At 69.0% G+C, this 14,175-nt stretch carries 11 protein-coding genes; 2 read left to right on the top strand and 9 right to left on the bottom strand.

Going from position 1 to position 14,175, the window contains the following annotated elements:
* Positions 1-28 precede the first annotated feature (28 nt).
* Positions 29-3,580 carry a ThuA domain-containing protein gene (locus QSK15_RS10265; protein WP_285793931.1) on the top strand — a complete coding sequence of 1,184 codons (3,552 nt, stop codon included), beginning with the start codon at positions 29-31 and terminating at the stop codon, positions 3,578-3,580.
* Between the two features lie 128 nt (positions 3,581-3,708).
* Here QSK15_RS10265 and QSK15_RS10260 read toward each other — a convergent pair whose 3' ends face one another.
* The 8 genes from QSK15_RS10260 to QSK15_RS10225 all read right to left on the bottom strand — a co-directional run bounded on the left by QSK15_RS10260 (position 3,709) and on the right by QSK15_RS10225 (position 11,776).
* Positions 3,709-4,713, bottom strand: coding sequence for an aldo/keto reductase (locus tag QSK15_RS10260; RefSeq protein ID WP_285793930.1), 1,005 nt, complete (start codon positions 4,711-4,713; stop codon positions 3,709-3,711).
* Positions 4,713-5,591: an amidohydrolase family protein gene (locus QSK15_RS10255; RefSeq protein ID WP_285793929.1), complete on the bottom strand. Its 879-nt coding sequence runs from the start codon at positions 5,589-5,591 to the stop codon at positions 4,713-4,715. The genes QSK15_RS10260 and QSK15_RS10255 overlap by 1 nt, the downstream gene beginning before the upstream one ends.
* A complete protein-coding gene (gene kduD / locus QSK15_RS10250; RefSeq protein ID WP_285793928.1) occupies positions 5,588-6,349 on the bottom strand; it encodes a 2-dehydro-3-deoxy-D-gluconate 5-dehydrogenase KduD in 762 nt (253 codons plus the stop codon). The genes QSK15_RS10255 and kduD overlap by 4 nt, the downstream gene beginning before the upstream one ends.
* On the bottom strand, positions 6,346-7,371 hold the full coding sequence (locus QSK15_RS10245; RefSeq protein ID WP_285793927.1) for a zinc-dependent alcohol dehydrogenase: 1,026 nt from the start codon (positions 7,369-7,371) through the stop codon (positions 6,346-6,348). The genes kduD and QSK15_RS10245 overlap by 4 nt, the downstream gene beginning before the upstream one ends.
* 105 nt (positions 7,372-7,476) lie before the next feature.
* Positions 7,477-8,700 (bottom strand): mandelate racemase/muconate lactonizing enzyme family protein, encoded by a 1,224-nt coding sequence (locus QSK15_RS10240; RefSeq protein ID WP_285793926.1) that lies wholly within the window; start codon positions 8,698-8,700, stop codon positions 7,477-7,479.
* A gap of 1 nt (position 8,701) precedes the next feature.
* On the bottom strand, positions 8,702-9,529 hold the full coding sequence (locus QSK15_RS10235; RefSeq protein WP_285793925.1) for a carbohydrate ABC transporter permease: 828 nt from the start codon (positions 9,527-9,529) through the stop codon (positions 8,702-8,704).
* Positions 9,529-10,503, bottom strand: coding sequence for a carbohydrate ABC transporter permease (locus QSK15_RS10230; RefSeq protein ID WP_285793924.1), 975 nt, complete (start codon positions 10,501-10,503; stop codon positions 9,529-9,531). Before QSK15_RS10230 ends, QSK15_RS10235 begins: the two co-directional genes overlap by 1 nt.
* A gap of 10 nt (positions 10,504-10,513) precedes the next feature.
* Positions 10,514-11,776, bottom strand: coding sequence for an ABC transporter substrate-binding protein (locus QSK15_RS10225; protein ID WP_285793923.1), 1,263 nt, complete (start codon positions 11,774-11,776; stop codon positions 10,514-10,516).
* Positions 11,777-11,922: 146 nt separating this feature from the next.
* Here QSK15_RS10225 and QSK15_RS10220 point away from each other — a divergent pair, with 146 nt between their 5' ends.
* A complete protein-coding gene (locus tag QSK15_RS10220) occupies positions 11,923-12,693 on the top strand; it encodes a FadR/GntR family transcriptional regulator (protein WP_285793922.1) in 771 nt (256 codons plus the stop codon).
* A gap of 72 nt (positions 12,694-12,765) precedes the next feature.
* Here QSK15_RS10220 and QSK15_RS10215 read toward each other — a convergent pair whose 3' ends face one another.
* The gene (locus tag QSK15_RS10215) at positions 12,766-14,151 is read right to left on the bottom strand and encodes an RICIN domain-containing protein (RefSeq protein ID WP_285793921.1); all 1,386 of its coding nucleotides are present in this window, start codon (positions 14,149-14,151) and stop codon (positions 12,766-12,768) included.
* Positions 14,152-14,175 lie beyond the last annotated feature (24 nt).

The following is a 14,175-nucleotide window of genomic DNA, read 5'->3' as shown; positions in this document are numbered from 1 at the left end:
GAGTTGCCCGTCCAACCTAGGAGACGCCATGCGTCGCAACACACTGCTCATATCAGTGATCGCCGGTTTGTTACTGGCACTCGGACTCGCCCCACCCGCGTCGGCGGCCCCGGCCTTCCGGGCCCTGCTGTTCACCAAGACCGTCGGCTACCGGCACGACTCGATCCCGGCCGGCATCAGCATGTTTCAACAGCAGGCCGCGGCGAACAACTTCGAGCTGGTGCAGACCGAGGACTCGAGCGTCTTCACCGCCAGCAACCTGGCGACCTTCGACGTCATCATCATGTTCCAGACCTCCGGCATGGTCTGGACCTCGGCGGCCCAGCGCCAGGCGGTGGAGGGTTACCTCGCCAGCGGCAAGGGCATCGTCGGCATCCACAACGCCACCGACATGGGCATCGAGTCCGAGTACCCGTGGTGGGACCAGACCATCAACGGCGGCGCCCACATGCCCGAACACTCCCCCGGCGTACTGCAGGGCACCGCCATCGTCGCCGACAAGAAGCACCCGTCGACGTCCAGCCTGCCGGATCGGTGGACCCGCAGCGAGGAGTGGTACAACTTCGACGCCAACCCGCGCGGCAACGTGCACGTGCTGGTGACCGCCGACGAGCGCACCTACAACCCGGGATCACGGGCGATGGGGCCGGACCACCCGATCTCCTGGTGTCGTAACGCCGCCGGCGGGCGGGTGTGGGCCACCGCGATGGGCCACGCGATCGGCTCCTACAGCGAGACGAATTTCCAGAACCACGTCCTCGGTGGTGTCAAGTGGGCGGCCGGCAACCTCGCCGGTGACTGCGGCGGCACCGTCTGGGGCAACTTCGAGAAGCGCACTCTCGACGACAACACCGTCGACCCGATGGCGATGGGTGTGGCACCGGACGGCCGGGTCTTCTACGTCCAGCGCGGCGGCCAGGTGAAGATCTTCAAGCCCTCCACCAACAGCACCGTGACCGCCGGCACGCTCAGCGTCTACACCGGCGGCGAGGACGGCCTCACCGGCATGGCGCTGGACCCCAACTTCGCCAGCAACGGGTACATCTACCTCTACCACTCGCCGGCCAGCAGCAGCACCGACGTCAACCGGGTCTCCCGTTACACGGTCAGCGGTGACACGCTGAACACGTCCAGCGGTGTGACGATCATCGACATCCCGGCGTACCGGGACCGGACCTTCCCCGAACCCGGCCACACCGGCGGGTACATCAAGTTCGGCCCGGACGGCAACCTCTACATCGGCACCGGCGACGACACGCCCCCGAACCTCGACCCCAACTGGCAGGGCTACGCCCCACTGGACTGGCGCTCGGGCAAGTCCAACCTGGACGCCGCGCGCAGCGCCGGCAACACCAACGACCTGCGGGGCAAGCTGCTGCGCATCCGACCCTCGACCAGCGGTGGCTACACCATCCCGTCGGGCAACCTCTACCCGCAGGGCACCGCGCAGACCAAGCCGGAAATCTACGCGATGGGCTTCCGCAACCCGTTCCGCTTCTCGATCGACCCGGCCAACGGCTGGGTCTACCTCGCCGACTACGGACCGGACCGCAACCCGCCCACCACCAACCGGGGGCCCGAGGGCCTGGTCGAGCTCAACGTGATCAAGCAGGCCGGCAACTACGGCTGGCCGTTCTGCCACGGTGACAACCAGCCGTACGCGCCGTTCAACCCGGACACCGGCGTGGTCGGCGCGAAGTTCAACTGCAACGCGCCGGTCAACAACTCGCCCAACAACACCGGTCTGACCAGCCTGAAGCCGGTCGTCGCGCCCAACATCTGGTACGGCTACGGCACCTCGCCGACCTTCCCGGAGCTGGGCTCCGGTGGCTCGGCGCCGATGGGCGGGCCGATCTACCGGTACGACGCGTCGAACCCGTCCCAGACGAAGTTCCCGCCCTACTACGACGGCGTGCACTTCTTCTACGAGTGGGCCCGCAACTACATCAAGGAGGTGCACTTCGACTCCTCCTCGGCGGTGACCCGCACCAACCCGTTCCTGCCCAACACCCGCTTCAACAAGCCGATGGACATGGAATTCGGCAAGGACGGCTCGCTGTACCTTCTGGAGTGGGGCACCAACTTCGGTGGTGGCAACAGCGACTCCGGGCTCTACCGGATCGACTACATCCAGGGCGGCCGGTCACCGATCGCCAAGGCCACCGGCACACCCACCAGTGGTAGCGCACCACTCACCGTCCAGTTCAGCAGCGCCGGCACGGCCGACCCGGACCCGGGCAACACGCTGAGCTACCAGTGGACGTTCGGCGACGGCACCACCTCGACCGCTGCCAACCCGTCGAAGGTCTACACCGCCAACGGCAACTACACCGCACAGTTGAAGGTCACCGACAACACCGGCAAGACCGGCTTCGCCAACGTCCAGATCACCGTCGGCAACAGCGCCCCGGTGCTCACCATCACCACTCCACCGAACGGGGGCATGCTCACCTTCGGTGACAAGGTGCCGTACCAGATCACCGTGACCGACCCGGACGGCGGCACCGTCGACTGCTCGAAGGTGTTCCTCAACCCGGCACTGGGTCACGACGACCACGCGCACGAGACCACCGAGTACCCGGGCTGCTCGGGGACCATCTCCACCGACCTGCTCGGCGGGCACCCCGACGGCGCCAACCTGTTCTACGTGCTGAACGCGCGGTACACCGACAGCGGCGGCGCGGGCGGGGCGGCCCCGCTCACCGGCACCGCCCAGGCGATCCTGCAACCGAAGCACAAGCAGTCCGAGTACTTCAGCAACCAGTCCGGCATCCGGGTCGTCGACCAGGCCGCCGCGGAGAGCACCAAGCGCATCGGTGACATCTCCAGCAACGACTGGATCGCGTTCAGCCCGATGAACCTGTCGGGTATCTCGACGGTTAGCTACCGGCTGTCGTCGCCCTCCGGTGGCGGTTCGATCGAGCTGCGGGCCGACTCGCCGACCGGCACCCTGTTGGCCACCACCACGGTGCCCAGCACGGGTGGCTGGGACAACTACCAGTCCACGACACCGGTGAGCGTCGCCGCCCTCGGCGGGACGCACACGCTCTACATGGTGTTCAAGAACGCCAACAACTCGTTCGATGTTGACTCGCACACCTTCGGCGGCAACGGCGTCGGGACACCCGGCACCGGAACCGGCACCGGCCTGGCCGGTAAGACCTACACGGTCACCGCACAGCACAGCAACAAGCTGTTGGACGTCAGCGGTGTCTCCACCGCCGACGGCGCCCAGATCACCCAGTGGGCGTCCACCGGTGGCAACAACCAGAGGTGGCAGGCGGTCGACGCCGGTAACGGCGCGCTCTACCTCAAGGCCGTGCACAGCGGCAAGTGCGTCGAGGTGATCGGTAGCTCGACCGCAGCGGGTGCCTTCCTCCAGCAGGCCACCTGCAACAACGGCAACCAGCAGAAGTTCACCGCCACCGCGACGGGAACCTCCGGCGTGTACACGGTGAAGAGTGCGCTGAGCGGGCTCTGCATGGACGTCAACGGCGCTTCCACGGCCGACGGCGCCCGGGTGTTGCAGTGGAACTGCACCAACGCGACGAACCAGCAGTGGCGGTTCACCGCCCTCTGATTTGCGGCTGTCGCGGTAAGAGATGACGTCCCGGTCGGGACCGGTATCCGATGATCGGAGCCGGTCCCGGCCGGGACGTCGTCGTCACCGTCGCACCCACGGGTACGCGGCAGAGGCGAACGCAGCCGTCAGTCGGACGGGGCCGGGGAGCGCCGACCGGGCGGCGCGGCGAGCAGCCCGGCCGCCGCCAGGTCGTCCCACAACTCCTCCGGCACGACCACCCCGGACCGTCGCACCGTCTCCGCCACCTGCGCCTCGTTGCGGACGCCGACCACCGTCGACACCACCGCCGGGTGCCGACGAACGAAGGCCAGTGCCGCCTGCGGCAGGGTCACGCCGTGCGTCTCGCAGACCGTGGCAATCCGCCGCGCCCGCTCGATCACCGCCGGCGGCGCCTGCTCGTAGTTGTAGACGGCGTCGGCCGGCGGCCGGTCCCGCGACAGCAGCCCCGAGTTGTAGACCCCCGCGATGACCACGCCCACCCCCCTGCTCTCGGCGGCCGGCAACAGGTCACCGGCAGCGCCCTGTTCGAGCAGGGTGTACCGCCCGGCGCACATCATCACGTCGACGTCGGTCTCCCGCACGAACCGCGCCAGCATCGCCGACTGGTTCATGCCCGCGCCGATGGCACCCACGACACCCTGGTCCCGGAGGTCGACCAGGGTGGGTACGGCCTCGTGCGCGGCCTGCTCCCAGTGGTCGTCCGGGTCGTGCAGGTAGACGATGTCGATCCGGTCCAGCCCGGTCCGGTCCAGACTGGCCTCGATGGAGCGCAGGACGCCGTCGCGGCTGAAGTCCCACACCCGCCGATGGGTCGCAGGCACGTCGAACCCTTCGGAGTCCCGCAGGTGCGCGTCCTCGGGCGATGGCACCAGGAGCCGCCCGACCTTCGTCGACACCACGTACTCGTCGCGCTGCCGTTGGCGCAGCGCGGCGCCGAGGCGACGCTCGGACAGCCCGAGACCGTAGTGCGGCGCGGTGTCGAAGTACCGGACGCCCGCCTCCCACGCGGCGTCGACCGCCGAGGCGAACTCCTCGTCCGTCGTCGCCCGGTAGAGGTTGCCTCCCTGGGCCGCGCCGAAGCCCAGCTCGGTGAGCCGGGTCCCCGGCCGGCGCGGCAGCGCACGCGTCATCACGACGCCTCCAGCCCGTAGGCGCGGCGTGCCGTTGCGCCCCAGACCGACGCCTTGTCGGCCCCGTCCTGGCTGTCCAGCAGCTCCGCCAGGGTGTCCACCCACCGCTGGTACGAGCTGGCGAGCAGGCAGACCGGCCAGTCCGAGCCGAACATCAGCCGGTCCGGCCCGAACGCGTCCAGCGCGTCCTCGACGGCGGGTCGCAGGTCCTCCGGCGTCCAGGGCGAACCCGGCACCTCCGTCACCAGCCCGGAGAGCTTCGCCGTGGTGTTCGGCGAGGCCGCCAACGACCGCAGGTCGCGGCTCCACTGCGCCATCTCCGGGCTGCCGAGCGCGGGCTTGCCGAGGTGGTCGAGGACGAAGCTCACCTCGGGCAGGTCGCGCGTGAGGCGTACGGCCATGGGGAGTTGGTGCTGGCGTACCAACAGGTCGAAGACGAGGCCGGCGGCGCCCACCGCGGCGATCCCCCGGCGGACGTCCGGGCGGTCCAGGTACGCCGGGTCGGTCTCGGACTGCACGAGGTGGCGGATGCCGACGAGACGCTCCCCGCCCCGCGCGGACCGTAGCCGGTCGAGGCGCTCCGCGACGTCGTCGGCGGTCAGGTCCACCCAGCCGACGACCCCACGGATCAGGGTGTCCTCGGCCGCGATGCCCAGCAGGTCCACCGTCTCCGCCACCGAGGCGATGGACTGCACCACCACGGTCGCGGTGACCCCGGCCGCCCGTGCCAGCGGCGCGAGATCGGCGGGTTCGAAGTCGGCGTCGATGGCCGCCATGGTCATCGGGTCGATCCACGGCTGCGGGTGCCGGGCCCGGACCCAGAGGTGATGGTGTGCGTCGACGATCCCGGCGCGGCCGGGCCCCGGTGCGCCCGTCATCGGCCCAACCAGCCGCCGTCGACGGGCAGCACCACGCCGTTGACGTAGTCCGACGCGGACGACGCCAGGAACACCGTGGCACCGCCGAGATCGTCGGCCCGGCCCCACCGCCCGGCCGGGATGCGGCCGAGGATCGCCTGGTTGCGATCGGGGTCGTCACGCAGCGCCTGGGTGTTGTCGGTGGCGATGTAGCCGGGCGCGATGGCGTTGACGTTCACCCCGTGGGCCGCCCACTCGTTCGCCAGCGCCTTGGTGAGGCCGGCCACGCCGGACTTCGACGCGGCGTAACCGGGGACGGTGATGCCGCCCTGGAAACTCAACAGCGACGCGGTGAAAACGATCTTCCCTCGGCCGCGCTCGACCATCGTCCGGCCGATCTCCCGGCTGAGGACGAACTGGCTGCTGAGGTTCACCTCGATCACCTGGTCCCACATCTCGTCCGGGTGCTCCGCGGCCGGGGTCCGGGCGATCGTGCCGCCGTTGTTCACGAGGATGTCGACCGGCCCGAGCGCGATGATGTCGCGGGCCAACCGGTGCACGGCCTCCCGGTCGCCGAGGTCCGCCCGCAACGCGGTGAACCGGCGGCCGGCGGCGCGCACCCGGCGCTCGACCTCGCTGCCCTCGGCTTCGAGCTGCGCGGAGACGCCCACGATGTCGGCACCGGCCAGGGCCAGCGCCTCGGCCATGGCGAGACCGATACCGCGCCGCGCCCCGGTCACCACGGCGGTCCGTCCGGACAGGTCGAACAGGGCCGTCACTGGTTGCCCTCCCGCACGTCGAGCAGCACCTTCATCACGCCGCCACCCTCCAGGGCCGCGAAGGCCCCGCTGGCCGACTCGACCGGCTCGATCCGGGAGATGAGCCGCTGTGCCGGGATCGCACCCGAGGCGACCAGTCGGATCGCCTCCTCCATGTCGTCTCGCTGATACAGCCGGGCACCGAGCAGCTCCAGCTCACGCCAGAAGAACCGGTGCAGGTTGACCTCCCGGGGCTGGGGGTGGATCGCCACCATGACCAGCCGCCCACGGGTGGTGAGGACGTCGACCGCCGTGGTGACACCGGCGGCGGAGCCCGACACCTCGAAGGCGATGTCGGCGCCCGCGCCGTCGGTACGGTCGTTGACCAGCGCCACGACATCGGTCGACAGCGGGTCGATGGCCTCGACCCCGATCCCTTCGGCCACCTCGCGGCGGAACGGGTCCGGCTCGACGAGGAGAACTTGGGCGCCACGGCTGCGCGCGACGGTGGCGATGAGGACACCCACCGGTCCACCACCGACAACGACCACCTGGTCGTCGGCGGTCACGTTCCCCCGACGTACGTCGTGCACGGCGACCGCCACCGGCTCGACGAGCGCCGCGTGGTCGAGGGGCAACTCCTGCGGAAGTGGCAGGACCAGCTCCACCGGCACCGTCCAGGACGACTGCATGGCACCCGGTGAGTCGATGCCGAGGAAGTTCATGGCGTGGCAGACGTGGGAGTTGCCCCGCTGGCAGGCGGCGCAGCGTCCGCACGGTCGGGTCGGCATCACGGTGACCGGCTGACCGACATCCCAGCCGGTCACGCCCTCACCGAGGGCCGCGATGCGGCCGGACATCTCGTGCCCGATGACGGCGGAGTCACCAACCCGGGCGTCCATGTCGCCGTGGTAGATGTGCAGGTCCGTACCGCAGATGCCGGTGTACGCCACCTCGATCCGTACCTGACCCGGACCCGGTGGCTCCGGGTCGCGGTGCTCGATCCCGAGGTTTCGCGCCCCCCGGTAGACGACTGCCTTCATCGTTCCTCCGTCTCGACGGTCGGTACGTCGGTCGTGCCGACCGGGCATGGTCGTGGGTGCACCGCCGTCGCGATGCACCCACGCCTCCCTGTTCTGGCGGTCAGCTCAGTGCCGTGCGGTCGGTGACACGTCGTTGTGGGAGTGCAGCGACGTGACCGGCACCTGACGGGTGGGGATCACCCCGTCGACGCCGGCCAGCAGCCGCCGGCCGGCCCGCTCCGGCCGGACGTTGGGGCTGTCGGCCGTCTGCGCCCGCGGGCGCCGGTTGGTCGCCCGGATCTGCTCCTCGTCCAACCGGATGCCCAGCCCGGGTGTGTCGCCGAGGATGAAGGCGCCATCCTCGACGTGCAGGTCGATGGAGACACCGACCGGCGGGTGCAGGTCCTGCAACTCGCTCGTCAGGTGGTTCGGCACCGAGGTCGCGGCGTGCAGCAGCCCGATCGGGCTGTTGCCGATCGGGCTGACCGGCAGGTCGTGGGCGTGGGCCAGGGCGGACGCCCGCAGGAAGTGGGTGACCCCCCAGACGGCCGCCATCTGGACGATGTCGACAGCGCCGGCGGCGATCAGCGGACGGTACTGTTCGAGCCCGGTGAGGTTCTCACCGGTGGCTACCGACGCGGACACGCCCCGGCTCACCGCGGCGAGACCCTCGGCGTCCCAGCGCCGGACCGGCTCCTCGATCCAGATGAGGTCCAGGGTACGTTCCAGTTCGCAGACGTGCCGGACGGCCTGCTTCCGCGTCCACGCCTCGTTGACGTCGAGCATGAGGCCTGGCCGCTGCCCGTTCCCGGCCTCGGTCAGGACCTCCTTGACCAGCCCCAGGCGGCGCCTGTCGTGGTCGATGTCGAGCCCGCCCTTGAGCTTGGCCGCTCGGAGGCCGTGGCTCGCGTAGACCTCGTACTCCGCGACGAGTTCGTCGTCGGTGAGCCCGATGTCCAGGCCGGACGCGTAGGCGGTGACCCGCCGGTCGCGTCCGCCCAGCAGCCGCCACAGCGGTTCGCCGGCGGCCTGCGCCTTGATGTCCCAGAGCGCGGTGTCCAGCGCGCCGATGGTGCCGAACACCGGCCCTGCGTGGCCCGCCTTGAAGGTGTGCCGCAACATGCGGTCGTACAGGGACGTCACGGCACGGGGGTCTTCGCCCTCGACGGCTGCGAAGATCCGCTCTATCTCGACGTGCGGCCCGAGGCCGATCCCCGAGATTCCCTCGTCGGTGTCGACGATGACGATCGAGACGGGGACCACCCCGTCGGCGAACACCCCGTTGGCGTCGCCGACGGGTCGCCCCCATTCCTGGACCGTCGTGAGCGTCCGATATCCCGTGATCCGCATGTCAACCCTTCGTGGAACCGGCGGCGACGCCGTCGGCAATTTGGCGCTGGAGGAACAGGTAGACCAACAGGACGGGTATCGCGGCGATCAGCACACCCGAGGCGAAGGTGGGGATGTTGTCGGAGTACTGCCCGCGCAGCGAGGTCACCCCGATCATGAGCGTCCGGTGTTCGGCCGACGGCATCATCACCAACGCCATGAGGACGTCGTTCCAGCAGAACAGGGTGTTGAGGATGCCGACCGACAGCAACGCCGGGGTGCCGAGTGGCAACATGATCCTGCGGTACACGCCGTACACCGTGTTGCCGTCGATCCGCGCGGCGTCCACGATCTCCGGCGGGATGCCCTTGTAGTAGCTCGTCATGAGGAAGACCGTGAAGGGCAGGAACTGGGCCACATAGACCAGGATCAGGCCCGGGTACGTGTCGATCAGCGCGGTGTCGGCCATGATCCGGGCGAGCGGGACCATGACCACCTGGAACGGGATGAAGAGCCCGGCGAGGCAACCCAGGAACAACGCCGACGAACCACGGAACCGCAGCTGGCTCAGGGCGAAGCCGGCCATCGACCCGAGCAGCAGCAGCAGCAGGACCGACAGCGTCACCACGACGAGTGAGTTGAGGAAGTAACGGCCCATCCCGGCGCTGGTCCAGGCCGTGCTGATGTTCTCCCAGTTCAGAGAGTCGGTCAGGGAGAACCGGTCGAGGATGTACTCCCGGCGGGTCTTCAGCGCGACGTTGGCGGTGAACAGCAGGGGGTAGATCGTCGCCAGCGCGAGCAGTGACATGGGGATGGCGAGCAACCACCATCCCAGACGAGCCCGGCGCATCAGTCCTCCTTCCCGGACCGGTCGAGCAGCTTGATCTGCAGCAGCCCCACCACGAGCATGATCACGAAGAGGATGGTCGACGCTGCCGACGCGAGAGCCGGGCGGTTCATCTGACCCTGCTGGATCCAGATGTAGTACTCCGGCAGGTACGTCGAGCCCTCCGGGCCGCCGCTGGTCATCACGAACAGCAGCCCGAACATCGAGGTCAGCATCCCGATCATCGTGGTCACGAAGACGAACTGGATGGTCCGGGCGAGGCTCGGAACGATCACGTGCCAGACGACCTGGCGCAGCGACGCCCCGTCCACCCGGGCAGCGTCCAGGAGCGCGGCGTCCAGCGTGGCGAAGCCGGCGAGGAACACCACCAGAGCCATGCCGAAGGTGGCCCAGATGTGCACCCCCACGACCATGAACATCGCGATGTCGGGGTCACCGAGCCAGTCCACCGCGTCGATGCCGAACGACCCGAGCACCGCGTTGAGCGGGCCGTCGAAGGCGAGCAGCAGGTTGAAGATCGCACCAACGATGACCGGCGAGAGCACCGCCGGGAAGAAGTAGACGCTGCGGTAGAAGCGGTGGCCGGGCACCCGGAGGTAGATGAACGTGGCGAGCAGACCGGGGATCGCCACCGCCACCGGGAGCAGCAGCACCAGCAGCCCGACGTTTCGCAGCGCGGTCTGGAACAGCTGGTCACCGAACAGCTCTTGGTAGTTGCCGAACCCGACCGCTTCTCCGTTCTGGTCGCCGTCGCCGGTGAAGGAGAAGTTGACCCCGAGGACCAGCGGGTAGAGCCGCAGCAGCACGATGATCAGAACGGCCGGGGCGACCAGGATGTAGGGGGCGTAGCGCTCGGCCCCCAGGCCGCCACGGGCGCGACGCTGTCGTGCGCCGCTGCGAGGGACGGCGGGGGTGACTGCCGCCCCGCCGGCCCGTCCGGCCGAAGCCGGACGGACCGATGGTTGCGTGTTTCCCATTGGCACGAGGTCAGCCCGCCTGGTCGGAAGCGGCCAACTGCTTCACCACCTCGTCGACGGTGATCGAACCGCTGAGCAACTGCTGGGAGAGGCGTCCCATGAGGTCGATCGTCTTCGAGGAGAGCGCGACGTGCAGAGCGGGCTTACCGCTCTTCAGTTCGCTCACGATCGTGCTCGCGGCCGGGCCGGCCTGCGACACGTCGATGGTGGTGTCGGCGACGATCGCGCCGGCATCGGCGTAGAACGCCTTCAACGCGTCGGCCGAGGTCAGCGAGCGCACCAGGTCGGCGGCCACCTTCGGGTCCTTCGTCCACTTGGCGACCGCGTAGCCGATGCCACCGTCGTACGGCAGACTCGGGGTGGTGCCAGCGGTGACCACCGGGGGCTTCATGACGCCGAGCTTCTCCGGGGTGAGGAACTCGTTGAAGGCCTTCCAGTGCCCGACGTCCGACATCAGGCCCATGACGTGGGCGGCCTTGCCGGACTGGAAGGCGGCGAAGGAGTCGTTGAACATCGCGGTCGAGTTGGCCCCGTCCGTGTTCATCTTCTTGTCGCCGGTCTCCTTCCACGTTTCGAAGACCCGCTTCACGTTCGGCGACGTCCAGTCGCGCTTGCCGGTGATCCAGGCGTCGTACTCGGCGGCGGTGAGGGTGACCGATCCCATGCTGGAGAGCCAGAACTGGATGCCGACGCCCTCCTTGTTGCCGAGGGCGAAGCACTTGGAGCCGGCCTTGGCGACGGCAGCGCAGTCCGCGACGAACTTGTCCCAGGTGGTGGCCGGGCTGGCCGGGTCGAGGCCGGCCTTCTGGTAGATGTCCTTGTTGTAGTAGATCGGGTAACCCTGCAGCGTCACCGGGCTGCCGTAGACCTTGCTGTCCTTGGTGAACGCCTCCCACCCGGCCAGCCGCTGCTTGTCCTCGGCCACGTAGTCGGTGATGGGCACCAGCGCGTCCACCCGGTCGCGGATCTGGCCACCGCCGTTGAACATCATGACGTCGGGGCCCTTGCCGGACTGGATCGCCGCGCCGAGCAGCGTGTAGTACTGATCGAAGGGCTGCGCGACGAACTCGACCTCGACGTCGGCGTGCTTCTTCTTGAAGTCGGCCTTGGCCTTGTCCAGATAGGATTTGGCGAACGGCTCGCCGGACTTCCAGTCCCACACCACCAACTTGCCGTCCGAGCTGGTTGACTTGCCCGAATCGCTAGCACTTCCACAACCGGCCAGGGCCAGGCCCACAACGAGGACGGCCGACCACATTGCGCGCTGTCTCATCAGTTGTCACCTCTATATGGGGGGTGGCCGGCGGGTGCCCCGCGAGCCAATGTTGACGGGAACGTAACTCGTATGACGTGTGACGTCAACACCCGGCCGTACACTGATCCGGACGTCGTGCCACGGCGAGCCATTCGGAGGGGGACATGACGCCACCACGGGAGACAGCCCTGAACAGCCCGGCGACCCCGGCGTGGGTGCGTCGGCCGACCAACCTCGCCAGGGCGGTCACCGCCGAACTGGTGGAGCGCATCGTCCGCGGCGTACACCCGTCCGGGACGTCCCTACCTCCCGAGCCGATCCTCTGCGAGACCTTCGGCGTGAGCCGGACCGTCGTCCGGGAAGCAGTGAAGATCCTGCAGGAGAAGGGCCTGGTGCAGGTCCGCCAGGGCGCCGGCACCATGGTCACCCCACCGGCACACTGGGACATGCTCGACGAGCTCGTCCTCGCCGCGACCATCGCCGTGGACGACAGCTTCGCCATCCTCGACGACCTGGTCGTCACCCGGCGGGTGCTGGAGTCCGACATGGCGAACGTCGCCGCCCGCCTCGCCGACACCGAGACCATCGATCGGCTGCGGGCCATGGTGGACCGGATGGACGAACTCGTCGACGACCACGTCACCTACCACGACCACGACCGGGCCTTCCACGACACGATCATGCAGGCGTCGGGGAACCGCATCGCTCGTGGCGTCGTCCGCGCGTTGGAGAGCCAGGTGATCAACACCGCCCGGTACATGGGCCGGACGGAACGCGCCCTGTGCGTGGCGTCCAACCAGGGCCACCGACGCATCTACGAGCGCATCGCCGCCCACGACGCCAACGGCGCCGCCGAGGCGATGTTCACCCACATCACCGAGGCCTGGCTGGTCCGCCGCAACGGCTCCGGGAGCCCGGCTCGCCTCGAACGCTGACCGCCGCGCCAGCCGGGACGGCGCCCACCCCCGGGTACGGGAGCGGACGCCGCCGGCCGCGCCGACCGTGTGTCACGAGAACTGGGCGAAGAACCTCCAGATCTCACCCTTGGTCCAGGTCGTGACGCCGCTCTCGGCGTAGGTGCCGTCCACCGGGCCGGGCATGTGACCGTTGTCGTACGCCGCCCACTGCACCGGGTAGCCGGCCCGGCAACCGGAGTAGGCGGTCGTGATGTGCGTACGACTACCACCGGCCGGCTCGGGCGGGTTCTGGGCGGTGCAACCGTTGTTGCGGACGAAGGTGTCGCGCAACGCCCTGCCCTGGGAGATGTTCAGGACGTTGTCCGAGATGCCGTGCAGCCCGAAGTACGCGATCGGCTGGGTGCCGCCGCTGCACCCGCTGATCTGCGCGCCGGAGATGACAGCGACCGCCCGGAAGACGGTGGCCCGTGCGCAGGCGACGGCGTAGCTCATGCCGCCACCCCAGCTGAAGCCGAGCGCGAACCGCTGCCTCGGGTTGACGCAGAGACTGCTCTCGATCCGGCTGATCATGTCGTCGACGAAGGTGATGTCCTCACCGCCGGAGTTGCCCCAGCCGTTGCCGAATCCCTGCGGCGCCACCAGGATCGCGCTGTTGTTCGACTGCTCCTGCTGCCCGTAGTAGGACCAGGCGGCCCCGCTGGTGCCGCCGGAGGAGATCTCCTGCATGGTGCCGCCCCGCCAGTGGAAGGCGAAGATCAGCCGGTACGGGTTGCTGTTGTTGTAGTTGGCGGGCACCCGCAGGATGAAGGTTCGGCTCTTGCCGTTGCTCTGGATCGTGTGCGTGCCGCTGGACAGCGTCGGCGCGTTGCCACAGCCGCTGCCGCCGGTCGGCGGTGGGTTGCTGCCGCCGACGGGAACGAGTTGCCACTGCTGGTTGGTGCCGCCCCAGTCGGCGTACTGCACGATGTTGCCGCCGTCGGCGGTGGACGCGCCCTGCACCTCGACAACCTTGTTGCTGTTGCGGTTGATCAGCCGGACATAGCCACCGTCCGAGTCGGCCAGCCGGAACTGCTGGTTGGTCCCGTTGAGGTCGGACCACTGCACGATGGCGCCGCCGTCGGCGGTGGAGAAGTTGCTGACGTCGAGCACCTTGCCCGAGTGCCGGGACTTGACCCGGTAGTAGCCGCCCCCGGAGTCCACGAACTGCCACTGCTGGTTGGTGCCGTTGTTGCGCGTCCACTGGCTGATCCGCGCGCCGTCGTTGGTGGCCGAGGCGTACAGGTCCAACGCCTTGCCGCTGTTCCGGTTCACGAGGGTGTACCAGGCGTTGGTGTCCACTGTCGCCGCCGCCGCGGGCGCCGCGTCGACCGCGACGAGGGTGCTGGCTGCCATGACCGCGGCCGCCGCCGCGGCCAACCCTGACCGCCAGCGACGTCTCTGTCGAGAGGCGGGACGAGCCTCATCGAGGGCTTTCATGTCCACTCCTTCGATCGGGGTCAC

This window comes from Micromonospora sp. NBRC 107095 (assembly GCF_030269705.1).
Taxonomy (GTDB): Bacteria; Actinomycetota; Actinomycetes; order Mycobacteriales; family Micromonosporaceae; genus Micromonospora; species Micromonospora parva.
The sequence above is the reverse complement of the archived record's forward strand: the minus strand, read 5'-3'. Positions and strand labels throughout refer to the sequence as shown.

Bases quoted from the DNA above. Each gene is read 5' to 3' on its own strand.
- QSK15_RS10265 (WP_285793931.1), top strand. From the start codon at position 29: ATGCGTCGCAACACACTGCTCATATCAGTGATCGCCGGTTTGTTACTG.
- QSK15_RS10260 (WP_285793930.1), bottom strand. From the start codon at position 4,713: ATGACGCGTGCGCTGCCGCGCCGGCCGGGGACCCGGCTCACCGAGCTG.
- QSK15_RS10255 (WP_285793929.1), bottom strand. From the start codon at position 5,591: ATGACGGGCGCACCGGGGCCCGGCCGCGCCGGGATCGTCGACGCACAC.
- QSK15_RS10245 (WP_285793927.1), bottom strand. From the start codon at position 7,371: ATGAAGGCAGTCGTCTACCGGGGGGCGCGAAACCTCGGGATCGAGCAC.
- QSK15_RS10240 (WP_285793926.1), bottom strand. From the start codon at position 8,700: ATGCGGATCACGGGATATCGGACGCTCACGACGGTCCAGGAATGGGGG.
- QSK15_RS10235 (WP_285793925.1), bottom strand. From the start codon at position 9,529: ATGCGCCGGGCTCGTCTGGGATGGTGGTTGCTCGCCATCCCCATGTCA.
- QSK15_RS10230 (WP_285793924.1), bottom strand. From the start codon at position 10,503: ATGGGAAACACGCAACCATCGGTCCGTCCGGCTTCGGCCGGACGGGCC.
- QSK15_RS10225 (WP_285793923.1), bottom strand. From the start codon at position 11,776: ATGAGACAGCGCGCAATGTGGTCGGCCGTCCTCGTTGTGGGCCTGGCC.
- QSK15_RS10220 (WP_285793922.1), top strand. From the start codon at position 11,923: ATGACGCCACCACGGGAGACAGCCCTGAACAGCCCGGCGACCCCGGCG.
- QSK15_RS10215 (WP_285793921.1), bottom strand. From the start codon at position 14,151: ATGAAAGCCCTCGATGAGGCTCGTCCCGCCTCTCGACAGAGACGTCGC.